The 22,509-nt window shown below is 59.1% G+C and carries 24 protein-coding genes and 1 pseudogene; 13 read left to right on the top strand and 12 right to left on the bottom strand.

The features are described 5' to 3' along the window. Window positions 1–20: 20 nt before the first annotated feature. From NBG89_RS07560 to NBG89_RS07540, 5 genes and pseudogenes are all read right to left on the bottom strand, one after another. Window positions 21–770 (bottom strand): hypothetical protein, encoded by a 750-nt coding sequence (locus NBG89_RS07560; protein WP_431322302.1) that lies wholly within the window; start codon window positions 768–770, stop codon window positions 21–23. Window positions 771–1,006: 236 nt separating this feature from the next. Beyond that, window positions 1,007–1,612 carry a transglutaminase-like cysteine peptidase gene (locus tag NBG89_RS07555; protein ID WP_431322301.1) on the bottom strand — a complete coding sequence of 202 codons (606 nt, stop codon included), beginning with the start codon at window positions 1,610–1,612 and terminating at the stop codon, window positions 1,007–1,009. 373 nt (window positions 1,613–1,985) lie between these two features. Further along, window positions 1,986–2,956, bottom strand: a pseudogene (gene pip / locus NBG89_RS07550) (prolyl aminopeptidase). Window positions 2,957–3,012: 56 nt separating this feature from the next. After that, window positions 3,013–3,624 carry a PilZ domain-containing protein gene (locus NBG89_RS07545; protein WP_431322300.1) on the bottom strand — a complete coding sequence of 204 codons (612 nt, stop codon included), beginning with the start codon at window positions 3,622–3,624 and terminating at the stop codon, window positions 3,013–3,015. 78 nt (window positions 3,625–3,702) lie between these two features. Then, complete coding sequence (locus NBG89_RS07540; protein WP_431322299.1) at window positions 3,703–4,356, bottom strand: PAS domain-containing protein; 654 nt, start codon at window positions 4,354–4,356, stop codon at window positions 3,703–3,705. Between the two features lie 289 nt (window positions 4,357–4,645). Between NBG89_RS07540 and NBG89_RS07535 the strand changes: the two genes are divergently transcribed. Then, window positions 4,646–5,416, top strand: a complete 771-nt coding sequence (locus NBG89_RS07535; RefSeq protein WP_431322298.1) for a rhomboid family intramembrane serine protease — start codon at window positions 4,646–4,648, stop codon at window positions 5,414–5,416. A 104-nt stretch (window positions 5,417–5,520) separates the two neighbouring features. Then, window positions 5,521–5,955 (top strand): CBS domain-containing protein, encoded by a 435-nt coding sequence (locus NBG89_RS07530; RefSeq protein ID WP_088692803.1) that lies wholly within the window; start codon window positions 5,521–5,523, stop codon window positions 5,953–5,955. Window positions 5,956–5,971: 16 nt separating this feature from the next. Here NBG89_RS07530 and NBG89_RS07525 read toward each other — a convergent pair whose 3' ends face one another. The 3 genes from NBG89_RS07525 to folE form a co-directional block, all read right to left on the bottom strand. Continuing rightward, window positions 5,972–6,946, bottom strand: a complete 975-nt coding sequence (locus NBG89_RS07525) for a patatin-like phospholipase family protein (RefSeq protein ID WP_431322297.1) — start codon at window positions 6,944–6,946, stop codon at window positions 5,972–5,974. A gap of 114 nt (window positions 6,947–7,060) precedes the next feature. Beyond that, a complete protein-coding gene (hisI, locus tag NBG89_RS07520) occupies window positions 7,061–7,519 on the bottom strand; it encodes a phosphoribosyl-AMP cyclohydrolase (protein WP_431322296.1) in 459 nt (152 codons plus the stop codon). A 26-nt stretch (window positions 7,520–7,545) separates the two neighbouring features. Next, entirely contained in the window at window positions 7,546–8,166 is a 621-nt protein-coding gene (gene folE / locus NBG89_RS07515) for a GTP cyclohydrolase I FolE (RefSeq protein WP_431322295.1), read from the bottom strand. Between the two features lie 307 nt (window positions 8,167–8,473). Here folE and NBG89_RS07510 point away from each other — a divergent pair, with 307 nt between their 5' ends. The 4 genes from NBG89_RS07510 (at window position 8,474) to thrS (ending at window position 12,076) form a co-directional block, all read left to right on the top strand. Then, window positions 8,474–8,920: an iron-sulfur cluster assembly scaffold protein gene (locus NBG89_RS07510; RefSeq protein WP_431322294.1), complete on the top strand. Its 447-nt coding sequence runs from the start codon at window positions 8,474–8,476 to the stop codon at window positions 8,918–8,920. Window positions 8,921–8,932: 12 nt separating this feature from the next. Then, on the top strand, window positions 8,933–9,331 hold the full coding sequence (gene yidD, locus NBG89_RS07505; RefSeq protein ID WP_431322293.1) for a membrane protein insertion efficiency factor YidD: 399 nt from the start codon (window positions 8,933–8,935) through the stop codon (window positions 9,329–9,331). 112 nt (window positions 9,332–9,443) lie between these two features. Continuing rightward, window positions 9,444–9,968, top strand: coding sequence for a DUF1697 domain-containing protein (locus tag NBG89_RS07500; protein WP_431322292.1), 525 nt, complete (start codon window positions 9,444–9,446; stop codon window positions 9,966–9,968). A gap of 122 nt (window positions 9,969–10,090) precedes the next feature. Beyond that, window positions 10,091–12,076: a threonine--tRNA ligase gene (gene thrS / locus NBG89_RS07495; RefSeq protein WP_431322291.1), complete on the top strand. Its 1,986-nt coding sequence runs from the start codon at window positions 10,091–10,093 to the stop codon at window positions 12,074–12,076. 85 nt (window positions 12,077–12,161) lie between these two features. On the opposite strand, the gene NBG89_RS07490 is transcribed toward thrS, so the two are convergent. Continuing rightward, window positions 12,162–13,259, bottom strand: a complete 1,098-nt coding sequence (locus NBG89_RS07490) for a hypothetical protein (RefSeq protein ID WP_431322628.1) — start codon at window positions 13,257–13,259, stop codon at window positions 12,162–12,164. Between the two features lie 113 nt (window positions 13,260–13,372). Between NBG89_RS07490 and NBG89_RS07485 the strand changes: the two genes are divergently transcribed. The 3 genes from NBG89_RS07485 (at window position 13,373) to NBG89_RS07475 (ending at window position 15,796) form a co-directional block, all read left to right on the top strand. After that, window positions 13,373–13,957 carry a nitroreductase family protein gene (locus tag NBG89_RS07485; RefSeq protein ID WP_431322290.1) on the top strand — a complete coding sequence of 195 codons (585 nt, stop codon included), beginning with the start codon at window positions 13,373–13,375 and terminating at the stop codon, window positions 13,955–13,957. Continuing rightward, window positions 13,957–14,559: a flavin reductase family protein gene (locus tag NBG89_RS07480; RefSeq protein ID WP_431322289.1), complete on the top strand. Its 603-nt coding sequence runs from the start codon at window positions 13,957–13,959 to the stop codon at window positions 14,557–14,559. Before NBG89_RS07485 ends, NBG89_RS07480 begins: the two co-directional genes overlap by 1 nt. A gap of 100 nt (window positions 14,560–14,659) precedes the next feature. Next, window positions 14,660–15,796 (top strand): DUF2336 domain-containing protein, encoded by a 1,137-nt coding sequence (locus NBG89_RS07475; RefSeq protein ID WP_431322288.1) that lies wholly within the window; start codon window positions 14,660–14,662, stop codon window positions 15,794–15,796. Here NBG89_RS07475 and NBG89_RS07470 read toward each other — a convergent pair. After that, window positions 15,793–16,203 carry a hypothetical protein gene (locus tag NBG89_RS07470; RefSeq protein ID WP_431322287.1) on the bottom strand — a complete coding sequence of 137 codons (411 nt, stop codon included), beginning with the start codon at window positions 16,201–16,203 and terminating at the stop codon, window positions 15,793–15,795. The genes NBG89_RS07475 and NBG89_RS07470 overlap by 4 nt on opposite strands. Before the next feature lie 114 nt (window positions 16,204–16,317). Between NBG89_RS07470 and NBG89_RS07465 the strand changes: the two genes are divergently transcribed. Then, a complete protein-coding gene (locus NBG89_RS07465; RefSeq protein WP_431322286.1) occupies window positions 16,318–16,776 on the top strand; it encodes a GNAT family N-acetyltransferase in 459 nt (152 codons plus the stop codon). On the opposite strand, the gene NBG89_RS07460 is transcribed toward NBG89_RS07465, so the two are convergent. Continuing rightward, the gene (locus NBG89_RS07460) at window positions 16,777–17,955 is read right to left on the bottom strand and encodes an AI-2E family transporter (RefSeq protein ID WP_431322285.1); all 1,179 of its coding nucleotides are present in this window, start codon (window positions 17,953–17,955) and stop codon (window positions 16,777–16,779) included. Window positions 17,956–18,160: 205 nt separating this feature from the next. Between NBG89_RS07460 and NBG89_RS07455 the strand changes: the two genes are divergently transcribed. Together NBG89_RS07455 and NBG89_RS07450 are read left to right on the top strand one after the other, a co-directional pair. Then, window positions 18,161–18,778, top strand: a complete 618-nt coding sequence (locus NBG89_RS07455) for a GntR family transcriptional regulator (RefSeq protein ID WP_431322284.1) — start codon at window positions 18,161–18,163, stop codon at window positions 18,776–18,778. A 3-nt stretch (window positions 18,779–18,781) separates the two neighbouring features. Then, window positions 18,782–19,237, top strand: coding sequence for an OsmC family protein (locus tag NBG89_RS07450; protein ID WP_431322283.1), 456 nt, complete (start codon window positions 18,782–18,784; stop codon window positions 19,235–19,237). Between the two features lie 5 nt (window positions 19,238–19,242). On the opposite strand, the gene parE is transcribed toward NBG89_RS07450, so the two are convergent. Beyond that, entirely contained in the window at window positions 19,243–21,315 is a 2,073-nt protein-coding gene (gene parE / locus NBG89_RS07445; protein WP_431322282.1) for a DNA topoisomerase IV subunit B, read from the bottom strand. A gap of 215 nt (window positions 21,316–21,530) precedes the next feature. Here parE and NBG89_RS07440 point away from each other — a divergent pair, with 215 nt between their 5' ends. Next, window positions 21,531–22,415 carry an alpha/beta hydrolase gene (locus tag NBG89_RS07440; RefSeq protein ID WP_431322281.1) on the top strand — a complete coding sequence of 295 codons (885 nt, stop codon included), beginning with the start codon at window positions 21,531–21,533 and terminating at the stop codon, window positions 22,413–22,415. The last annotated feature ends 94 nt before the right edge of the window (window positions 22,416–22,509 follow it).

Raw genomic sequence — 22,509 nt, 5'->3', positions numbered from 1 at the left:
TTTCGCCACATCGGATCATTCTAGCGACCCGTCGCAGAAGTGTTCACAAGCCGCGCCTCCACAAAATGGCGAATAGCGGCGTCAATATGGTCCCAATCGGGCAGATGCGTGCTTGAGAACCGGTAAAGCACAGTTAAATCGCGACCGACTTTTATGTCACGCTGGCAATCGCCGCTGGTCGCCATTTGAGGCATTGCCGGCAAGGCGCAGCGCACGACGTAATCCGGGGCGCCGGTGCGCGGCGCGGTCAACAGAACCTCGTCGGCATAGCCTGCGTCTGCGCGCAGGTGATGCAGCGTCATGCCATTGGCAAAGGGCGCGCCGTCGCCCTCGATCAGATGCGAGTAGATCGGCTCAAGGCGACCGGACATATCCCGGGACATGGTGCTTTGCGCGATCTGGAGGAAGATCAACCCCGACGACTGGCTGATATCGTCGAATCGCTCGCGACGGGCCTTGTTGTAGCCCTGCATTTCCGGCCACGTGAGGTAGAGGTCCACCCGTTCGGATGGGCCGTCTTTCCGCTGACTGGGGAAGCGCAGCGTGTTTTCGGGAAGACTGATGGTGTCGCGGCCGATTGTCAGAGTTATTGGAGTGGTCGAAGCGGTATTGCCAGCGAGGGAAATGCGAGCACCGAACCAACGGCCACCGAAACTGATAATCATCGTCAATGCTGCAAAGCAGGCGACAGCGATCGTAAGGCGGATGATGAAACGCGTCGAAAGGAGGGGCGATTCCTCGATCTCGCGGACGGTACCGGTATGGTTCATGGCGACCTTCGGCTGTCAGACCGCCGCGAAGAGAACAGAGTCGCCGGTGCCGTTGATAATTCAGCTATGATCCCGCCATCACGGTTAACGAACAATTAAACCACATATTGGGGCACGATAAAAAGTGAACCGCTCCCGGGACAGCGGGAGCGGTTCTATGGCACCGGTCAGGGACGGGGATGCGGGGGGACGACCGGAGCCGTATGGTTGTCGCCATCTATCCGGCGACGTCATGCTTACTTGACGCTGCCGACCGCCACTGCACGACCATCCTGCAGCTTGACCCAGCGGGTCGGATCGTCAGCGGACTGACGTTTCAGGTACGTGTATTCTGTGTCGGCCCAAAGCATGACCTTGTTGCGCATATTATCGAGAATGAAATCGCCGCGGTCGGTGCGGACCGTCAGCACCGCATGGCCTTCGCCATTCGGCTGCAGGACGACCGTCATCAGCAGATCAGAAGGCGAAAAGCCGGCATCGATCAGCATCTTGCGCTTCAGCAGCGCGTAGTCTTCGCAATCGCCAGCCGTGCGGGGATAGGCCCAGCGCTCTTCAACGCCGTAGATTTCCTTGTCGGTCAACGGCGTAATCGACGAATTGACCTGGTAGTTCACCTTGAGGATCGTCTTCCAGCGCTCTTCCGTCAGAAGAAGTTCGCCTTGGTCGCCAGCTGCATTGGCGCAATCGGCAGGCATCTCCTTGCAGAATTGATAGGCGCCGATTGGCGGGCTCGAATTGCCAAGGACGGTCATGTTGAGGGGGCTCGCTTGTCCCGAACCCACCATCGCAATCAACATCGCACCGACGGCTAAACTGCCCTTGATGAAAGTTGCTATCGTCATTTGTCGTCTCCCCGTTGTGAGAAGAACCTGACACGGACGCTTTTATTCTGCGCAAAATTACGCAGTTAAATTAAAGGCTTAGTTGATTCAAACACGCGGAGAAATCGACTAAAAGGAAAGTCGAATACACATAAAATTCGAAGCGCTTTTGCGCTAATTTCGATTAAAATTGTTCCTTCCTCGGAAAGGCGTCCGGCGAGTGATCGGAGCATTGTGGGACAATTTATTAACGGCGCGACCGAACCCGAAGTTTTCGCAGAACTTTGTTTACCATCCGAGATGGCCTCGGCACGAGCCTGCACCTCGATTGAAACCGAAGAATCGGCGCTGAAAGTGGCCGATTGGCCCAGCGATTTCAGTTTCGGCGCCAGGATTATTTTCTAGAAACTTCGCGAAGAATGTCTCTCGAGTCGACGATCGCACCCGCCAAAAGCCTCGTCCGACGCCGAATGGGCGGCAGCCTCAACGATAGCAAGCCGGCTTTGCGGCCAGGCTTTCGACAGCTCCCATGCCGTCACGAGCGGGGCCTCCAAGTCCAGCCGGCCCTGAACAAGCACGCCGGGTATGCCTGCCAGTTTTCCGGCATCGCGGAGCAGAACGCCGTCCGTCTAGCCACGCGAGATTACGAAAGTAGTGCGTTATGATCCGTGCCCGCGTCAGTAAGTAGCCGGGATCTTGCCAGCGGCAAGGGAGACCCTTGGGATGAGCAAGGAGGATCGAGGCGGCCTCCCATTCGTGCCAATTTCGAGCTGCCTCAAGGCGGATGTCTTGTCGGGGCGCGTTGAGAAGACGGTGATAGCCCTCAAGTACGCCGAGCTCCCTGAGATCGGCAGGAAGCGCGTTCGGTAAACGGTCCCACTCCGCCGGAAAAAGTCTTCTCATTCCATGCACGAGCCAATCGATTTCCGAAGGCCGGGTGGTGGCAACGCCCGCAAGAACCATCGCGCGAACGCTTGCTGGCTATGTCTCAGCGTAGGCAAGTGCCAGCGTCGAACCCCAGGACGTTCCGAGCAACAACCAGCTTGTCACCCTGAGGTGATGCCGCAATCTCTCGACATCGTCGACCAAGTGCCAGGTCGTGTTCGCGCTAAGTTCGGTGGTCATATCGGCAGCACTCGGCAGGCTCCGACCGCAATTGCGCTGATCGAAGAGGACAATCCGGTAGACTGCGGGATCAAAGTAGCGACGAGCGAATGTCGAACAGCCAGAGCCAGGGCCGCCATGATGGTAGAGCGCCGGCAGACCATCCGGATTGCCGCAAGCCTCCCAATAAACCTGCTGCCCGTCACCCACATCGAGAAGGCCGCGCTCGTAGGGCTCTATTTCAGGATAAAGACTGTTCATACGCCAATCTTCCGGCAGCGTCGTGCATCATGTTCGTGACGCACGGATGACAGAGATCAGAGAAACTCGCGGAGCGTTTCCCGCGACTGAATGGAAAGGAACTCGATCGCGACGCCTTCTACGAAATGTCGAACAACGCGACCGCGCATGTTGCCGAGACGGAGAGGCGTGCCAATCGGCGGACGCACCTCGACATCGATCGCAGCGCCGGAAAGCGACAAGTCCATGATACGGCAGCTGTAGCGGGCGCCGTCTTCCAGGGTGATTTCGGTTTTGGTCTCGCGCGGCGTCAGGCGGTCGTGGCGACGGTCTTCCGGAAGCCCTAGTTCATGCTTGTTCGCAAGCCAGGTGAGCTGCGCCGCGAGCTTCTCCCGCTTGCGTTCGGTCGCATGGATCGACATCGAGAAGCCATGACCGTCGACCGTCTGCACGTAGCCTTCGACGCGTCCGAGATGGTCGATATAGGCAACGATGCGCTCATTGGCGCGAGGACGACCCTGGCAGGTCACGTACATATCGCCCGGCGACATGTCGATGACCATGCACTCATATTCCTCATAGTTCGCCAGCATCAGCCGGCCCTGCATGTTGATCGGAACGCGTTGAAAGGCACCTTGTTCGAGGCGAGGCGCAGTCCGTTGCGTCTGAACTTGCTGGAACGCGTGCATCAAAGGGCTTCTTCATGAAATACAACCGCCCGATCATTACCCGTAATCCCTTAACAGAAGGTTGTTCAGGTTCGGCCTCTATGCACGCACGCGGTTGTGTCGAATCGAAACAGCAGAGACATCGCGTTCCGCGAGCAGATCTGACATGACGCGTCGCATTGTATCGGCAATCGATGGCCGACGCACGTAGAGCGCGTGCTCATTTTCAAGCTCCGCGTCCTTACGCTTCTCCTCACCGCCAAGTCGTTCATGCAGCAATCGGCTGCGATCAACGGCAAGGAACTGCAACGGCACGACTTCGAGCCAACTTACCGCGACCGCGGGAGCGATCGCGCCCAACAGCTTGTCACATTCGCTATCCTCGGAGCGCAGCGGCAGCAGGACAATTTCGAAGCAGGCACTATGGCCAGCTGCGGTGAAACCCGTCGCATTGAGCAGCGCGGGGATCGCATGAGCCATCACGCCCGCCGCCGTGTGCTCGATATCGTCGCTCCCATGCGCCCAGAGTTCGGAAAACGGAGCACCACGGAGGTCGCGACCAAAGAGATCACAAATGCGCGTTCCGGCAAGACGGAACGCAACGCGGCCCGTTTCGCTTGTTTCGAGGAGGAACACACTTGATAGGATCTGCCGCAAATCCGTTGGTTCGACCTGCGATCTCAGCGGTGCCACGTCGTGGCCGCGGATGCGATTCCAGTATTCGAATAGGTCGATCGTCGTTTTGACACGCATTACGGCACCAGTTGCTTCAGTTTGGATCAAAACACGGCCGTCATGGCCGTGCACTCTTATACCGTGCGTATTTCATGCCAACTCGCGGCAATTAAGGTTAAGAAACGGTTTCGATTGAGCTGCCGGCCGTGCCGTGGCAGTGTTTGCCCATCGCTTCCTGCCTTTGGGGAGTTCAGCACAGACTGTCGGGCGCTCCCTGGGACGCTCGGAGCCGTCCGGCCTCTGCCTGACGGCTTTTTTTTTGACCTTTCGTCCTGTAAGGCTGTGCCGGAATGAAGTGAGGGCGAAGATGAACGAGCACTCGGTCGAGCCGCAAGCGGCGATGGAGCCCCCGGCAACGCCGCCGCCAGCGCCCATCTTCAACCTTCCAGGCCCGGTGCTCGCAGCCCTTGGACTGTTGGGGCTGATATATGCCGTTCAATCAACGCTTCTGTCTGGCAACGCTCTCGACTGGCTGTTTTTCAATTTCGGCTTCATTCCGTTGCGCTACATTACGCCGCTGTCGGAACAGGGGCCGCAGCTCTTCTGGACACCGATCACCTATTCGCTCCTCCACGGCAGCATTGAGCATATCGTTTTCAACGGGCTATGGCTCATGGCTTTCGGAACGCCGGTGGCGCGCCGCATTGGAACGTTTCGCTTCCTCGTCTTCTGGGTGCTGTCCGCGGTTGCGTCGGCCGCTCTGCATGCGGCGCTGAATTGGGGAGAGGCCACGCTGCTGATCGGCGCATCCGGCGTGGTATCCGGCCTGATGGGCGCTGCCTGCCGCTTTGCGTTCCCGCCGGAACAGCGGATCACCCGACCAGCGCATCTCAATCCCCGTCTTTCAATGGTCGAATCTTTTCGCAGCCGCACGGTCGTCGCTTTCATTCTCTTCTGGTTCGTGGGCAATATCCTGATTGCGGTGGGCGTCCCACTGATCGGCGACGGCTCGCAAGCAATCGCCTGGGACGCCCATATAGGTGGGTTCATTTTCGGCTTCGCTCTCTTCGGTCTTTTTGACCGCAAACCGCCCGAGCCGCCGCCAACTTCAGAGACATCGGATATATTGCAATCTTGACAGTTGGAGTGCACCATTCGAACTGATCCGTGTCGGGAGGAGAGACCGTCGCGGATGCCTGTGATCAGTTGAAGTGCTGCACTTTCGACATAGGAGGTTCAAGAATGTCCAATTCAGTCAAGGCCATACTCGACGTAAAAGGCAGAGATGTCGTAACCGCCGGGCCGAACACGACTGTTTCTGAAGCGGCCGTGATTCTCAGCAAGAAAAAGATCGGCGCGATCGTCATCGTCGGGATGGAGAACAAGATTTCCGGGATTTTCACGGAACGTGACGTGGTGCACGCAATCGCAAAAGCGGGTGCCGCATGTCTCGACCAGCCCGTTGGCTCATTGATGACCTCCAAGGTTTACCGGTGCCATGAAGACTCAACCGTGAACGACCTCATGGGACTGATGACAAGCCGCCGCTTCCGCCACGTTCCCGTAGAAACGAACGGCAAGCTCGCCGGCATCATCTCGATTGGCGACGTCGTGAAGACTCGCATCGCGGAAGTCGAACTGGAAGCCGAACAGATCAAAGCCTACATCGCCGGCTGAAACGCTTCGCCGGCGCTCAGAGAGGGCCGGCGAATATCTCCTGCATTCGTTTCAATTCAGGAAGCCGCAGCTTGGCTTCCTCATAGCCGCGCTCGATCGCTTCTCCGGCGCGATGGAACTCCGACAAACCGATATCGCCGAGACGCGGCTGAAGCGATAGATCCGGCGGATCACCCGCCAAGCGCGCACGCGCGATCCTGTCCTGGATAATGTTAAAAGCCTGCACCATCACGCCGGTCATGCCGAGTTTGGCATAGGGCGCCTCCTCGCGCCGGTGCACTTCGGACGGTGAGAGGGTGGCGTTGTGCCGGACGACGGCAGACCGACCATAGAGATCGTAGTTCAGGTTGACGGCGACCACGAGCGGTTGCTCATAGGCGCGGCATACCGAAACGGGAACCGGATTGACCAAGGCGCCGTCGACGAGCGTCCGCTGGTTGCTGCGAATTGGCTCGAAAATGCCGGGTAGGGCATAAGAAGCGCGAAGCGCGGTGATCAACGAGCCGTTGGCGATCCAGACTTCATGCCCGGTGTTGACCTCGGCGGCGACGGCCACGAACGGCCGGTCCAGATCTTCGACGTTCAGGCCTTCCAGATGCTCCTGCATGCGCTTCGTCAGTCGCATGCCACCGAACAAGCCGCTGCCGCCGATCGTCAGGTCAAGCAGACTGGCAATACGCCGCATTGTCAGCGAACGGGCGAATCCTTCCAACTCGTCAAGCTTGCCGGCCAGATAACAGCCCCCGACCAAGGCGCCGATCGAGGTTCCGGCGACCATGCCGATCTCGATGCCTTCCTCGTCCAATGCGCGTAGGACACCTATATGCGCCCAACCGCGCGCGGCACCACCGCCAAGTGCAAGGGCAAGTTTCGTCTTTTTTGGGGGGGCAGGCGCGGGAATGGCGGGAGCGTTCATGTCTGGCGCTGTCGGGGTACTGATGTTGGACGTGCCCAGCTCAGAGCTTTGGCGGTACAAACCCCAATTCAGCATGGCTCGCCTCCCTCCCGGCAAACACCCAAAAACGAACTATATTAGTGTCCCGCGTCCCTTTCCAATTCGTATATAGGCGTAGATTTTGGCCCAATAAGAGGCGATTTTCGGCTTTTATGAGTCTTTTCCGTAAACTTCATTCGGATCGAACTGGAGATCGTCATCGACGATTTCAAGCATCGGCTTGCCATCTTCGAGGTTCACGGTCCGATAGAAGCAGGAGCGGCGGCCCGTATGACAGGTGGCATCGTGGCCAGCTACCTCAACCTTCAGCCAGATGGCGTCCTGATCGCAATCCGTCCGGATTTCCTTGACTATCTGAGTGTTGCCCGACGTTTCGCCTTTGATCCAGAGCTTTCCACGCGACCGGCTGAAATAGTGCGCCTTTCCGGTCTGGATGGTCAGGGCGAGAGCCTGTGCATTCATGTGCGCCACCATCAGCAACTCGCCATCGGTAGCATCTGTGACGATCGCAGTGATCAGACCGCGGTCGTCAAACCGCGGCGTGAAGTCGCCCGCGTCCTCGAGTTCGGATTTATCGTCGGACGGTGCATTGAAGGCAAAGGGCATCATCGCGGCTTTCTCATTCGAAGCCGTCTTTAGCGGCTCCGGACCATGGACATGAATCGGGCTTGATCAGCCGGCTCAGTTTTGAACGTTCCGGTAAATGTTGTCGTCAATGTGGTCGAGCCCTGCTTTTGCACACCGCGCATTGCCATGCACATATGTTCGGCCTCGATCATGACGGCAACGCCGCGGGGAGCGAGCGTGTCGTCGATGGCCTTCGCGATCTGGGCGGTCATGGTTTCCTGGGTTTGCAGGCGGCGACCGTAGATTTCCACGACGCGTGCGATCTTCGAAAGACCAAGCACTTTGCCGTCGGGCACATAGGCGACATGCGCCTTTCCGATGATCGGCACCATGTGGTGTTCGCAGTGCGAAAAGAAAGGAATGTCCCTGACCAGGACCATGTCGTCGTATCCGGCGACCTCTTCGAAGGTGCGGCCAAGCACGTCTTCGGGGTCCATATCATAGCCGGCGAAAAGTTCGCGATAGGCCTTTGCCACGCGAGCCGGAGTATCAAGCAGGCCTTCGCGCGACGGATCGTCACCAGCCCAGCGCAGGAGCGTGCGGACGGCGTCCTCGGCTTCCTTCTGGCTGGGCCGATCGGCTTCAAGATCGGCGGGGGTCTGCGGAAAATTCTTGATGATGGCGTCCATATGTAACAGTCTCCTGGTCCGCTTTAGCGAACCGTCTTTCGGACTAGCCACTGGCAATTCCACTCAAGGGAATTCATGCACCTTTGGCAGGCTCCGGGGCTTTCAGGGCTCAAATAGCTACCCTTCCGGCACGGTTTCCCAATCAAACTTAGCCGAGGCCATTGCATTTTTATGGCCTTCGAACGACATACATATAGGAAAACGGCACCTTTATGTAAGTCTCCCGGCACGACACGCTGTGTTTTTCTTTTGTGCTACAATGAGTTTCAAGGCGCCGATCCGCATGAATTCTGGAGCGGAATCCACGATGGACGATATCTACAACAGCAAAATCCTCGAATTTGCGGGCAATATTCCACTGATCGGCGATTTGCCCGATGCCGACGCCAGCGCCCAGGCTCACTCCAAACTTTGCGGCTCCAAGGTGAAGATTTGGCTGAAGATGGATGGCGACACGGTGACCGGATTTGCGCACGACGTCAAAGCCTGCGCGCTTGGGCAGGCATCCTCTTCGATCATGGCGCGCCATGTAATTGGCGCCAATGCGGGTGAAGTACGCAAGGCGCGCGCGGACATGCTGGCCATGCTCAAGGCGGACGGCGAGGGACCGGAAGGCCGGTTCGAGGACATGCGCTATCTCCGCCCCGTGAAGGATTACAAGGCCAGACATGCCTCCACGATGCTGACGTTCGAAGCCGTCGTCGATGCGATCGGCCAGATTGAGGCCAAGCGCGCCGAAACAATCGAGGCCTGAGCGGCATAGTCGATGTGCGAGTTCTGTTCGATAAACCATGATGACAACGAAGACGAGGGCGGTGCAGCCGCATCCCGTCGGTCAGCAGGCTCCTATTCCCGTAATTATTCCGGGCCGTTCCGCAAGACGCCGGGCAGGTTGCTCGGGATGGGCTTCATCCGCCTCTATCAGCTGACGCTCTCCGGTTTCATCGGCAACTCATGTCGCCACATCCCGACCTGCTCTGAGTACGGTTATGAGGCGGTCGCGCGCCATGGGCTGTGGAGCGGCGGGTGGATGACGCTGTTTCGCGTCGCGCGTTGTGGGCCGGGCGGCACGAGCGGGCTCGACCCTGTTCCCGACCAGCTCGACGAGCGCTTACACTGGTGGACACCCTGGCGCTACCTCGCGCTTGGGCGCAAGAGGGGCTGAGGGATGACACAGGGCGCATTTCAGGGATTTTGCCGTCACGTCCAAATCGCTGATGCGTTGTCCAAGCATACCGGTGTGGCGCGGCCCAGGAGCAGTGCGGAGCCCTGAAAGCATGATCTACGTTGCGCTGCTGCATAGCATCGTGCTTGCGCCAGGTCGCCGTGTGGTGATGTCCGACCTTCGCGACATGGCCAAGGAAATTGGTTGCCGAAATCCGAGAACGCTGGTTTCGACCGGCAATATCGTTTTCGAAACAGACACTTTTCCGCTGCCGGACATTGAGGCAAAACTGGAGGCCGCGTTTAAGACGAGGTTCGGCAAGCCAGTCGATATCATCGTGCGCAAAGGCGCCGACTGGTTGAAGCTCGCAGGCTCCAATCCATTTCCGGACGGTGAGGGCAGCCAAGTCATCGTGCGTGTGATGCGCAAACCACTTGGTCCTGCAACCGTGCAAGCGCTTCAGCCCTATGCCGATCCGAAGCAGCGAATGGCACTCACCGGAGGCGACCTCTGGATAGATTTTGCCGGCAAGCCAAGCGAATGGAAGTTGCTCTCCGCCCTGACGACCAAGCGGATGGGCGTCGGCACGTTGCGAAACTGGAATACGGTTCGCGGCCTTGCCGAAATGATCGGTTAAGTTGGCTTTTTCTTTACTCAAGCAGCAAATCTCGGTATCAGGCGGCGGCGCATTCGTGCGGACGAAGCGCTTCATTGCAACCACCCGCATTCGTTGGCGGGACTGGACAAGGAGAATTCTTGATGTCCCAATCCGTTTCCCTGACATTTCCCGATGGTTCCGTGCGCAGCTACGATGCTGGCGCAACCGGCAAGGATGTCGCAGAATCCATTTCCAAGTCGCTTGCCAAGAAGGCGGTAGCAATCGCCATCGACGGTCAGGTTCGCGACCTTTCCGATCCGGTGACAGCAGGCGTGATTGAAATCATTACCCGCACCGATGGCCGCGCGCTCGAGTTGATCCGGCATGACGCAGCCCACGTGATGGCGGAAGCCGTGCAGGAACTCTGGCCCGGAACGCAGGTCACGATCGGCCCGGTTATCGAAAACGGCTTCTACTACGACTTTGCCAAGAACGAGCCCTTCACACCGGACGATCTGCCAAAGATCGAAAAGAAGATGAAGGAAATCATCGCTCGCAACGCGCCGTTCACCAAGGAAGTCTGGTCGCGCGAGAAGGCCAAGGAAGTTTTCGCCGCCAAGGGCGAAAGCTACAAGGTAGAACTCGTCGACGCGATTCCCGCAGGCCAGGATCTGAAGATTTACTATCAGGGCGATTGGTTCGACCTCTGCCGCGGGCCGCATATGGCGTCCACCGGCCAGATCGGCACGGCGTTCAAACTGATGAAGGTAGCTGGCGCCTATTGGCGCGGCGACAGCAACAATCCGATGCTGACCCGCATCTACGGCACGGCATTCGCCGAGCAGACCGACCTCGACAACTACCTGCACGTGCTCGCCGAAGCCGAGAAGCGCGATCATCGCCGCCTTGGCCGCGAGATGGATCTCTTCCATTTCCAGGAAGAAGGTCCCGGCGTCGTCTTCTGGCACGGCAAGGGCTGGCGCATGTTCCAGACGCTGGTTGCCTATATGCGCCGCCGTCTCGCCGAAGACTACCAGGAGGTCAATGCCCCGCAGGTGCTCGACAAGTCGCTCTGGGAAACCTCCGGCCACTGGGGCTGGTACCGCGATAACATGTTCAAGGTCACTGTCGCCGGTGACGATACGGATGACGACCGCGTCTTCGCACTGAAGCCAATGAACTGCCCCGGTCACGTGCAGATCTTCAAGCATGGCCTGAAGTCTTACCGTGAACTGCCGATCCGCCTTGCGGAATTCGGCACCGTACATCGCTACGAGCCGTCGGGCGCGTTGCACGGGTTGATGCGCGTGCGTGGCTTCACGCAGGACGATGCGCACATCTTCTGCACCGACGACCAGATGGCCGCCGAATGCCTGAAGATCAACGATCTGATCCTCTCAGTCTACAAGGACTTCGGCTTCGACGAGATCACGATCAAGCTTTCGACGCGCCCGGAAAAGCGCGTCGGTTCGGATGACCTCTGGGATCGCGCCGAAAGCGTGATGACCGAAGTGTTGGAAACGATCCAGCAGCAGTCGAACAACATCAAGACCGGTATTCTGCCGGGCGAGGGTGCGTTCTACGGTCCGAAGTTCGAATATACGCTGAAGGACGCGATCGGCCGTGAATGGCAGTGCGGCACGACGCAGGTCGACTTCAATCTGCCGGAACGCTTTGGTGCGTTCTACATCGACAGCAACTCGGAAAAGACACAGCCGGTGATGATCCACCGCGCCATATGCGGCTCGATGGAACGCTTCCTCGGCATCCTGATCGAGAACTTCGCAGGACACCTGCCGCTGTGGGTATCGCCGCAGCAGGTCGTGGTCGCCACGATCACGTCCGAGGCAGATGGCTATGGCGCCGAAGTTGCGGCAGCGCTGCGCGACGCTGGCCTGACGGTCGAGACTGACTTCCGTAACGAGAAGATCAACTACAAGATCCGTGAACATTCCGTAACGAAAGTCCCCGTCATTATCGTCTGCGGCAAGAAGGAAGCGGAAGAGCGCACGGTCAACATCCGCCGTCTCGGCAGCCAGGAGCAGACCTCGATGTCGCTTGACGAGGCAATCGCAAGCCTCGGGCTCGAGGCCACTCCACCGGACGTTCGTCGCAAGGCGGAGGCCAAGAGAGCCAAGGCAGCCTGAGCTGCCTCCGGCTCCAATACAAAAACCGCCCGGTCTCTAACAGGACCGGACGGTTTTTCTTTGTCCGAGATATTCTGAAAGCCGATTACTCCACGTCGTCGCCGGTGCCGGCGCCTCCCTGCAATTGATCGTAGGAGGGCAGCGGCGCTTGCGTCTTCGGCGACGCGTCACCCGCTGGCGGCTGTTGATCGGGCTGAACCTGCACCGTCTTTGCCGCTTCGGTCGGCTCTTCGGGTTGCACATCCTTCATCAGAACTTCGACGTCGGTGTTCTTGCCGGCTTCGACCTTGAAATCGCGCTGATAGATCTTGTCCTTGTTTCGAGCGACGGCGGAATATTCGCCTTCGGCAAGCACCATGGTCGGGAAGGCGCTGACGCTCTCGCCGACACTGTCGCCAGCGGCTGTCAGGATCGACCAGGCGGTATCGGCAATCGCTTCGCCACCGGCGTCGGACACGAGCTTGAAGGTGATCTGCGCGGCTTTATGCTGGATCGTTGCTTCCGTGAGCTTGCCGGCCTCAACCTGTATATCGGCGCGGATCGATGCGTTGGTGTCACCGTATTCAGAGACGACGTGGTAGGTCCCGGCATTCAGGCGAACCACGGTGTTTGGCGGCACATCAGCCATGACAAGACCGCGCTCCCCGTCCTCACGCACCTCGGCGGAGTAGATCGAGAAACTGAGCTGATCCGGTCGAATGCGCACGTCTGAGCCCGACACCGCGTTCAGCAGCAATCCACCGGATTCCAGCACCAGCGTCTGCTTGTCGACCTGACCGTCTTCGGGGACCGTCAACTTGCGCGTAACGCCGGCGCGGCCGAAGGAAACGTTGACGAAATAGTCGCCAGGCGCGAGCTGGAAATCCGCAGAGCCGCCCTGTGAGGATGCTATCAGCGGAAGCTTGCCATCCGAGCCGGCCATCGGGCTAAACACATACCAGGATAGTCCATCCTGCACCGCTTCACCGTTGGCCGTCAGCTTTGCCTCAAGGGCAACCTCATGCAGCTTCGAGCCCTGCGGCACCGCACCCGGCGCGATGAAGGCATTCAGCTTCGGCATCTTCGCAGTCGTATCCAACTGCTTGAAGGTCTGGAAGGCGTCCTGCGCCTGGCTGCTTAAAGGCAGTAGGGCGGTCAAAACCAAAGCCAAGCTTATGCGTGCATACGGCGAAATGCCAACCATCTGTCGTGCGAACCAATTGACATCTGAAATCACAGAGGCCACTTCAAGACCAACGCGATGGCAAATTCAAGACCCATCCCAAATGCTGTCATGAAAATGGAAGTCTCTCCCGCATGAAATCCGATATCAAGCTGATCGACTATCTCGGTGTCCGCCGTTCTATCCCCGCGTTTCAGATGTGCGAGCCGGGGCCTGACAAGGCCGAGATCGAAGAGATTTTGCGCCTAGCCTCCCGTGTACCGGATCACGGCAAACTCGCGCCCTGGCGCTTCATCGTCTATCGCGGTGAAGAACGTGCCCGGATTGGTGAAGAGCTTCTGAAGCTAGCACTTGAGGCTAAACCGGACCTTTCCGACGAAATGATCCAAGTGGAGCGGACCCGTTTTACCCGCGCTCCTGCTGTCGTTGCCGTCGTCAGCAAGTCCGGCCCGCACATCAAGATTCCCGAGTGGGAGCAGTTGATGTCTGCGGGCGCGGTCTGCCTCAACATCATCTTCGCTGCCAACGCCCACGGCTGGGTCGCCAACTGGCTGACCGAATGGTTCGCGTACGACGAACGTGCTTACGAACTGCTCGGCGTCAAGCCGGGCGAAAAGATCGCTGGTTTCATTCACATGGGGTCGACGACGTTTCCTGCCATCGAGCGCCCGCGTCCTGAATTGACCGAGACAGTGACCTGGGTTGGCGGAGAGGACTGATGTTCTATACCACTGATACGAACAGGCACGGTCTGACGCATGATCCCTTCAAGGCGATTGTCGCGCCGCGTCCAATCGGCTGGATCGGCAGTAGGGGAAGTGACGGCTCGATCAATCTCGCCCCATACTCTTTCTTCAATGCGATTTCCGACCGACCGAAACTCGTGATGTTTTCCTCCGCCGGTCTCAAGCACAGCCAGAGGAATGCGATCGAAACCGGCGAGTTCACATGCAACTTCGTGAGCCGGAACCTGGTAGAGAAGATGAACGTTTCGTCGGCGACCGTCGACTACGGCGTCGATGAGTTTGCGCTTGCGGGTCTGACGGCGAAAAGGGGTGAGCTTGTAGATGCACCCTACGTCGCCGAAGCCTTTGCCGTGCTCGAATGCAAGGTAACAGAGACCCTCGTGCCGAAGTCGCTGACTGGTGAGGATTCCGAGAACATTATGGTCTTCGGCCAGGTTGTTGGCATCCGCATCGACGAAACGATCATTCGCGATAGCCGCCTCGATATGGCGATCGCCCGGCCGGTGGCACGCATGGGTTACATGGACTACAGCGAAGGCAGCGATGTGTTCGAAATGTTCCGGCCGAAGCTCTGAGGCTTAACGAACATGGTGAACCAATCATAAACTTTTCGGAGGTACCGTAGTTCCATCGATTGGGGTGCGAGAGAATCGCATTCGGGCATGGGGCACACGGGTGATCGTAGAAGCATTTCTTCGTTGGGCGGAAACCGCCAAGGCCGGAGACAGGGCCCGTGCGGCCAATGCCCTCGGCAGAGCCTACCTGCAGTCCGAGATGGCTGCAGCAGAACGCGCCGCCGCCGAGATGGCTATGACGTTCCTGCTCGATGACCCATCCCCCAAAGTACGGTTGGCGCTTGCCGAGGCGATCGCCTGGTCGCCGGACGCGCCGCGAGCGGTTATTCTCTCGCTGGCAGCGGACCAGCCGGAAATCGCCTGCCATGCCGTCACATGCTCCCCCTTGCTGTTGGATGCGGAGTTGGTGGATCTCGCCGCCAGCGGCAGCGACGTCACGCGAATGCTGATTGCGGCGCGCGACACGATCTCACGGCCGGTTTCTGCCGCACTTGCCGAAATCGGTGAAGAAGAGACGGTCCTCTGCCTGCTCGAAAACGACGGGGCGGTCATTGCACCTTACTCGCTGAAGAGAATCGCAGAGCGGCTCGGCCACCACTGCGAAATCCGCAACCTGCTCCTTGATCGTGAGGACCTGCCCGTGGACGCGCGTCAGCTGTTGACGCAGCATGTCAGTGTCGCACTCTGCAATCTGCCTTTGGCTCAAGCGATCATCGATCCGAGCCGACTGCATCGGATCAGCCGGGAAGCCAACGAAGCCGCCATCGTGGCGATCGCAGGCGAGATTACGTCGCGCGAGATTTCAGATCTTGTCGAACATTTGCGAGTCAGTGGCCACCTGACGCCGTCCTTCCTGATGCACGCCCTCTGCTCGGGAAAAGTCGAGTTCTTCGCATGCGCCATCGTCAACCTGACTGGTTGTGAGGAGCGACGCGTTCGCTCCATCCTCGCGACCGGACGCATGCACGCTGTGCGCGCCCTTTACGAGACGGCAGGCCTTTCCCGCGAGATCAGCGCGCTCTTCGTCGAAGCAACGCTGCTGTGGCGGGATGCATCGAAAAACCTTTCAGCGACCATGCTCGGCGACGTCTGCGGCAAGCTGCTTGAGAAGTTCCGCAGGCATGCAACGCATGGAGCCCAGCGAGAACTCCTCGAGATGATCGAAAGGCTGCACATTGCGGAGCAGCGACAGCACGCCCGCGCTTATGCCCATGTGGCGTCGCTCGCGGCAGCCTAGTAGTGCAGCCGCTTCGCGACCCAGGAATAGCTGCCCGAGACGAAGTGGACGGGTGAATCCAGCACCGTTTTCATGTCACTGCCGGACGGCAGATGCGCACGCACCTGACCCGCCACCCGATCGGCGAAGGCCGACAGCCGACCCTGCGTTTCGGCTGGAATGGGCGGCGCTGGAGTGTTTTCGGCGACAGCTTTCGGCGCTTCCGGCGTCGCAACCGGCTTCGGCGGCTCGCAGACGGCAATGACCGTCGGATAGCTGACATTCGTATAGTGCTTCAGTTGCTTTTCCGAGGCTGCGTCGCAGAGCGCAACGGTTTGCCACTGTTTCTCGACCGTGGCGATGTAGTTGCATTGTGTGACCGCGTCGTTACACCCCAAGATGGTCATTGCCACCAATATCGTTTGCATAGTATCGCCTTTTGAGTATTGAAACGTCGCCCTTAGAAGCTGAAATTCCAACGGAATGAAGGCGAGCCAGCATTAACTTTTCGTCATGCAGGCGCACCGAGACAGGAGCATCCCGTGTCCATTACGATTGCTTTGGAACCGCCGCGCCAGGAAGGGGTGCTCCGCCTTCTCGATATGTCCGACGCCCATGCGCAGTCACTGTATCCGCCGGAGAGCAACCACCTCGTCGATGTCTCGACGCTGGAAAAGCCGGCCGTCAGCTTCTTCGTCGCCCGCCACAATGGCACGGTCGTCGGCTGCTGTGCCCTGGTGGAAGCCGGCGATGGAACCGCGGAGATCAAGCGCATGTTCGTCGACCCGGATGCGCGTGGCTTGAAAGCGGCGAGCAAGCTGATGGACACACTCGAAGCGACCGCCACTGAAAAGAAGCTCCGGGCGGTTCGGCTTGAAACCGGCATCTACCAGCCGGAAGCGATCGCTCTCTACCGCAAGTACGGCTATCTCGAAATCGAAGCGTTCGGCAGCTACCAGCCGGATCCGCTCAGCCTGTTCATGGAAAAGCAGCTGACCTGATCATTCGGCCGCGCGAGATGCTGGTGGCGCCTGTTCGTCGATCATGACGTGCGGGCCGGTTTCAGCACTGCGGACCTCATGCATCCATTCGCGCCAGATCGCGACGATGAGGGCCATCAGCACTGGCCCGATGAAGAGACCGAGAAAGCCCATAGTCTTCACGCCGCCAACAAGGCCGAAGAAAGTCGGCAGGAATGGCAGCTTGATCGGACCGCCAACGAGTTTCGGACGAAGAGTTTTGTCGACAATGAACAGCTCGACCGTTCCCCAAACGAAAAGGCCGATACCGGCGACGTGGGAGCCACTGGCGAGCAGATAGACGGACACCAAGGAAAAAGACAGCGGCGCACCGCCAGGTATCAGGGCCATAATGCCGGTCAAGACGCCGAGCGTGACCGGCGAGGGGACACCGGCGATCCAATAGGCGACGCCGAGCACGATGCCTTCACCGATCGCGATCAGTGTCATGCCCATGACGGTAGAACTGATGGTTGCCGGGACCACTCGCGAAATCCGCTCCCAACGGTTTGGGAGAATGCGCTCGCCAAGCATATCGATCTGCTGCGAAAAGGCGGAGCCATCGCGGTAGACGAAGAACAGCGCAATCAACATGAACAGCAGCGTCAGCAGCAGATGGAAGGCGCCGCCGCCTGCGGCCAGAACCGCCCGATAGATGTTACCGATATTGGCGCCGCTGACAGCCTGGATCACCTCACCCATGGAGCCGGGGCTGCCGATATATTTGGTCCACAATTCATCGAGATAGGGGCCGGCAAACGGGAGCGAAATGATCCATTGCGGCGTCGGCGCACCCGACCTGTTTGCATGGACGGCCCATGCCACCCATTCTCGCACCTCGCCTGTCGTGTAGGTGACAGCGAAAACGATCGGCAGGACCAGGAACGTGACGATCAGCACAATGGCGATGGTAGCAGCGATCGTCGTGTTTCCGTCGACGCGCGCGAGGAGCCGGCGGTAAAGCGGCCAACTTGCGAAGCCGATCACAAGGGCAGCAAGTACGGGGACGGCAAAGCCGTAGAAGAAATAGACACCAGCCGCAACAACAAGGATCAGCAGCCAGCGCGCTGCAGAGATTGAGGGAATGAGCGGCGTGCGGGCAGGGGCCGAAGGGCCGAGCCATCGCGACTCTCGCTGGATATTGTTGTTCGGAAGGCTCACTCGTTCTTTTCCCCCTATTTTGACTATGGATATGGGCTATGCATCCGTCGGGCGCAAGCACAATGACGGATTTATGCCATCGACTGGCGCACCCAAGATCCCCGGCGATCTATACTACGCTCCTTAGCCCTATTCTCCGCAATCAATATGACAGAAATCCTGCAACAGCGTTGCCAAAACTCGCCTAGGCAGCTACTTTGGATCCATGGATACAAACTTTATTGCAACGGCACTCCGGCGCGAAATAGAAGGCGGCAGCCTGCCGCCAGGAACAGTCTTGAAACAAGAGCTTCTCGCAGAACGATTTGGTGTAAGCCGTCAGCCGGTGCGCCAGGCGCTTGATCGGCTGCTTGCGTCGGGCCTGCTCGACCGGCGGCCAGACCGGAGCCTGGCGGTTGCCGGTTTGACGGACGAGCAAGCCCGTGAACTCGCCGAGATCCGCGCAGCCTTGGAAACCATGGCACTCCGCGCAGCGCTACCAATGCTCGGCGATCGCGACCTGCGCAAGGCTCGCCGCCTCAATGAAGACCTGATCGAAGAGGTAGATCCGGCCACATTGGAAGAGCTGGATGTCGCGTTTCATCGAACGCTCTATGGCCCATGCGGCAATGTCCGTCTTCTTTCCATGATCGACGAGCTGCGACGCGAATCGCGTCGCGCCTATCTGAGGCAGCCGAAGGGCTCAGATGAACGTGTCATCCTCCACACGGAGCATCGCGCCATCATCGAAGCCTGCGCACGCCGCGACGGATCTGCGGCGCTGCAGGCACTGTCCGACCATTTACAGCTGACAACAGCGCGCCTGACGCGCGAAGGAGAATGACAGATGACGACGTTTTCCGCAGAGGTCGCGTGGGAGCGGGGCGCGGCAAGCTTTACCGACGGGCGCTATAGCCGCGGACACACCTGGAGCTTCGACGGTGGCGCGATCGTGGCCGCCTCCGCGTCACCACACAACGTACCATTGCCCTATGCACTTGCTGAAAATGTGGATCCGGAGGAGGCTTACATTGCAGCACTGTCGAGCTGCCACATGCTCTTCTATCTCTGGCTTGCCTCAAGGAAGGGCATCATGATTGACAGCTATGTCGACGCCGCAACTGGCCTCATGGAGACAGTACAGGGCCGGGCCATGGTCAGCCGCGTCGAACTTCGGCCACATGTTATCTACGCCGGTGACATTCCAAGCCGCGAAATCGAACACAAACTGCACCACGAGGCACACGAGCTGTGCTTCCTCGCCAACTCCGTGAGAACGGAAATTACGGTGCGCCTCGACTAGCTATTTCAGATGTCGAGGTTTTCAGCAAAGGCAGCACGATCCTGAATAAAGCGGAAGCGAGCTTCCGGCTTCGTTCCCATCAGGTCGTCGACGGCCGTACGCGTACCTTCGAAATCCACCTCGTCAATCACCACACGCAACAGCGTGCGATTGCTTGGGTCCATGGTGGTTTCCTTGAGCTGCGCCGGCAGCATTTCGCCGAGACCTTTGAAGCGGCTGATTTCAACTTTCGCTTTGCCCTTGAACTCGGTCTCCATCAGCTCGGCCCGATGCGCGTCGTCGCGGGCATAAGCCGACTTCGCACCCTGGGTGATCTTGTAGAGCGGTGGCACGGCAAGGAAAAGGTGACCGCCACGGACCAGCTCCGGCATCTCCTGATAGAAAAAGGTGATCAGCAGCGAAGCAATGTGAGCACCGTCGACGTCAGCATCTGTCATGACGATGATGCGTTCGTAGCGAAGGTCTTCTTCTCGATACTTCGAGCGCGTTCCGCAACCGAGCGCCTGCACGAGATCGGCGAGCTGCTGGTTGGCGCCAAGCTTTTCGCGACCAGCACTGGCGACGTTGAGGATCTTGCCGCGTAGGGGGAGGATGGCCTGGTTGGCACGGTTTCGCGCCTGCTTGGCCGAGCCACCTGCCGAGTCACCTTCGACGATGAAGAGTTCCGCGCCCTGGGCGGTGTTCTGCGCGCAATCGGCGAGCTTGCCCGGCAGGCGCAGCTTGCGCACGGCCGTCTTGCGGTTGACTTCCTTTTCCTTGCGACGGCGCAAGCGTTCTTCCGCGCGCTCTATGACCCAGTCGAGCAACTTGGCTGCTTCGTTCGGATTGTCGGCAAGGTAGTGGTCGAACGGGTCGCGAAGTGCGTTTTCAACGATGCGCTGCGCTTCGACGGTCGCAAGCTTGTCCTTCGTCTGGCCGACAAATTCGGGCTCGCGTATGAAGACCGACAGCATCCCAACCGCGGAGATCATCACGTCATCGGTGGTGATCTGAGCCGCGCGTTTGTTCTGCGTCAGTTCGGCGTAGTTCTTCAGGCCCTTGGTCAACGCAATGCGCAGACCCGCCTCGTGCGTTCCGCCTTCGGGCGTTGGGATGGTATTGCAGTAGGAGTGGACCTGCGGATCGCCACCGTACCAGGTGATTGCCCACTCCAGGGAGCCGTGGCCGCTGGTCTTCTCCGTCTTGCCTGCGAATATCTCGCGGGTGACGGTGAATTCCTTGCCCATCGTCGCCTGCAGGTAATCCTTCAGGCCGCCGGGGAAGTGGAAGACCGCTTTATCCGGTATCTCCGAACCCTGCGGAAGCACGCCTTCTTCGCAACTCCAGCGGATTTCCACGCCGCCAAAGAGGTAGGCCTTGGAGCGTGCCATACGGAACACGCGCCCCGCATCGAACTTCGCATGCTCGCCAAAAATCTGAGCGTCCGGGTGAAAACGGACGCGCGTGCCGCGCCGATTGTGGACATCACCCAGCTCTTCCAAGCCGCCTTGCGGCAGGCCGCGCGAGAAGCGCTGGCGATAAAGCTTGCGATTGCGCGCGACTTCGACCTCCATGAAATCGGAGAGGGCATTGACGACGGAAACACCGACGCCGTGCAGACCGCCTGATGTCTCGTACGCCTTGCCGTCGAATTTTCCGCCGGCATGCAGCTTCGTCATGATGACTTCAAGCGTGGACTTCCCGGGAACCTGCGGATGGTTCTCGACCGGGATACCGCGGCCATTGTCGCTGACTGTCAGGTAGCCTTCGCGGTCAAGATAGACCTCGATGAAGTTAGCATGGCCGGCGACCGCTTCGTCCATCGAGTTGTCGATGACTTCGGCGAAGAGATGGTGCAGCGCTTTCTCGTCGGTGCCGCCGATATACATGCCCGGGCGCATGCGAACGGGCTCGAGACCTTCGAGAACGCGGATCGAGGACGCGCCGTAGTCTTCAGATGTCGAGCTCACGGGCGCCGGACGCGAGGCCGGAGCCGCCGTCTCGACGGGCGCGACCTTCTGCGGCTCGGCAGGCTTTGGAGCCTCCTCCTGTTTCGGCGTCAGGGGCAGTCCGGAAAAGAGGTCGTTGCTATCGTCCATGGGGCCGTTCAGATCTTCATCCTGTCGGGGCAGGCGGCTGCGCCGAGCCTGACCCAAAATCACCGCATTTGATGTCACGTTTGCGAATCAGGCAGATTCTGCCAGAAAGCGCCTTCTTACGCGACGCCGCCCAATCCGGCGGACTTTCTCAGGAAATGGTTTGCGTTGGTGGGCGTGGAATGGCAAGCGGCCAGAAGGCTCAGGGAACCATAGGCATGCGAATGTCCACAAGTCATTGCACCATTATCGCCGCAATTGCGGCCTTTTTCCTGATGACCACGGCGAGCGGTCAAGCCGCTGAGCGACTGCCGCCGTACAAGGACGATCTCTTTTCCACACAAGATGTGCTGGAGACCAGCGATGGTGGCTCGCTTGACGTCATCGAATACAACGAAATGCGCGACATCAACGGTCGTGATCAGATACCCGAGAAGCGCGCCCAACAAAAATACGTTTCCCTCGGGATCAGAAAGCAGCAGTCGGACGAGACCTTACAGCTCGGCGATCAGAACCTCGATGTCACCAGAGTGGGACCGAGCTCCGGAGCGGCGTTTACGGTCATCTTCATTCACGGACGCAATGGCGACCGGCGCCTCGGCGCGAATGACTACAGCTTCGGTGGAAACTTCAATCGCCTGAAAAATCTGGTCGCCGGCAACGGCGGAGTCTACTACTCGCCGTCGGTCAAGAGCTTCGACAGCGCTGGCGTCGCAGCAATTGCCGGCCTGATCCGCTACGCTTCCGAACAGTCGAGCGGCAAGCCAGTCATCCTGGCATGTGCGTCGATGGGCAGCCAGGTCTGCTGGGGCGTGAGCCGCGACGTGGACAGCGTCAAGCGCCTGAAGGGGATGGTGATCCTGAGTGGCGTTACCGATCCAGACTTTGCCAAGAGCCCGTCCTTCAAGGCCAAGCTGCCGCTCTGGTTCGCGCACGGCAGCCGCGATCCGGTCTACGCGGCAACCGACCAGCAGGCGCTCTTCGAAAAGCTGCTGAAGACCGATTATCCTACGCATTTCACGCTCTACCAAACAGGGAACCACGGAACTCCAATCCGGATGATCGATTGGCGCCGTACGTTGAACTGGATCTTGGGCTCCTGATAATGTCCCGAAGGGGCAAGGGCGCATGCCATTCATGACACTCCGGCCTGTGATCTTCGGCAACATCGAACGCAAAATTTAAGCATTTGCGCGA

Origin of the sequence: Rhizobium sp. YTU87027 (assembly GCF_050644135.1) — a bacterium.
GTDB lineage: Bacteria > Pseudomonadota > Alphaproteobacteria > Rhizobiales > Rhizobiaceae > Rhizobium.
Note: the sequence above shows the minus strand (reverse complement) of the source record. Positions and strands in the feature narration are given on the sequence as shown.

Excerpts from the sequence above, each read along its gene's own strand:
- NBG89_RS07560 (WP_431322302.1), bottom strand. The coding sequence starts at position 770 with ATGAACCATACCGGTACCGTCCGCGAGATCGAGGAATCGCCCCTCCTT.
- NBG89_RS07555 (WP_431322301.1), bottom strand. The coding sequence starts at position 1,612 with ATGACGATAGCAACTTTCATCAAGGGCAGTTTAGCCGTCGGTGCGATG.
- NBG89_RS07545 (WP_431322300.1), bottom strand. The coding sequence starts at position 3,624 with ATGCACGCGTTCCAGCAAGTTCAGACGCAACGGACTGCGCCTCGCCTC.
- NBG89_RS07540 (WP_431322299.1), bottom strand. The coding sequence starts at position 4,356 with ATGCGTGTCAAAACGACGATCGACCTATTCGAATACTGGAATCGCATC.
- NBG89_RS07535 (WP_431322298.1), top strand. The coding sequence starts at position 4,646 with ATGAACGAGCACTCGGTCGAGCCGCAAGCGGCGATGGAGCCCCCGGCA.
- NBG89_RS07530 (WP_088692803.1), top strand. The coding sequence starts at position 5,521 with ATGTCCAATTCAGTCAAGGCCATACTCGACGTAAAAGGCAGAGATGTC.
- NBG89_RS07525 (WP_431322297.1), bottom strand. The coding sequence starts at position 6,946 with ATGCTGAATTGGGGTTTGTACCGCCAAAGCTCTGAGCTGGGCACGTCC.
- hisI (WP_431322296.1), bottom strand. The coding sequence starts at position 7,519 with ATGATGCCCTTTGCCTTCAATGCACCGTCCGACGATAAATCCGAACTC.
- folE (WP_431322295.1), bottom strand. The coding sequence starts at position 8,166 with ATGGACGCCATCATCAAGAATTTTCCGCAGACCCCCGCCGATCTTGAA.
- NBG89_RS07510 (WP_431322294.1), top strand. The coding sequence starts at position 8,474 with ATGGACGATATCTACAACAGCAAAATCCTCGAATTTGCGGGCAATATT.
- yidD (WP_431322293.1), top strand. The coding sequence starts at position 8,933 with ATGTGCGAGTTCTGTTCGATAAACCATGATGACAACGAAGACGAGGGC.
- NBG89_RS07500 (WP_431322292.1), top strand. The coding sequence starts at position 9,444 with ATGATCTACGTTGCGCTGCTGCATAGCATCGTGCTTGCGCCAGGTCGC.
- thrS (WP_431322291.1), top strand. The coding sequence starts at position 10,091 with ATGTCCCAATCCGTTTCCCTGACATTTCCCGATGGTTCCGTGCGCAGC.
- NBG89_RS07490 (WP_431322628.1), bottom strand. The coding sequence starts at position 13,259 with ATGGTTGGCATTTCGCCGTATGCACGCATAAGCTTGGCTTTGGTTTTG.
- NBG89_RS07485 (WP_431322290.1), top strand. The coding sequence starts at position 13,373 with ATGAAATCCGATATCAAGCTGATCGACTATCTCGGTGTCCGCCGTTCT.
- NBG89_RS07480 (WP_431322289.1), top strand. The coding sequence starts at position 13,957 with ATGTTCTATACCACTGATACGAACAGGCACGGTCTGACGCATGATCCC.
- NBG89_RS07470 (WP_431322287.1), bottom strand. The coding sequence starts at position 16,203 with ATGCAAACGATATTGGTGGCAATGACCATCTTGGGGTGTAACGACGCG.
- NBG89_RS07455 (WP_431322284.1), top strand. The coding sequence starts at position 18,161 with ATGGATACAAACTTTATTGCAACGGCACTCCGGCGCGAAATAGAAGGC.
- NBG89_RS07450 (WP_431322283.1), top strand. The coding sequence starts at position 18,782 with ATGACGACGTTTTCCGCAGAGGTCGCGTGGGAGCGGGGCGCGGCAAGC.
- parE (WP_431322282.1), bottom strand. The coding sequence starts at position 21,315 with ATGGACGATAGCAACGACCTCTTTTCCGGACTGCCCCTGACGCCGAAA.
- NBG89_RS07440 (WP_431322281.1), top strand. The coding sequence starts at position 21,531 with ATGCGAATGTCCACAAGTCATTGCACCATTATCGCCGCAATTGCGGCC.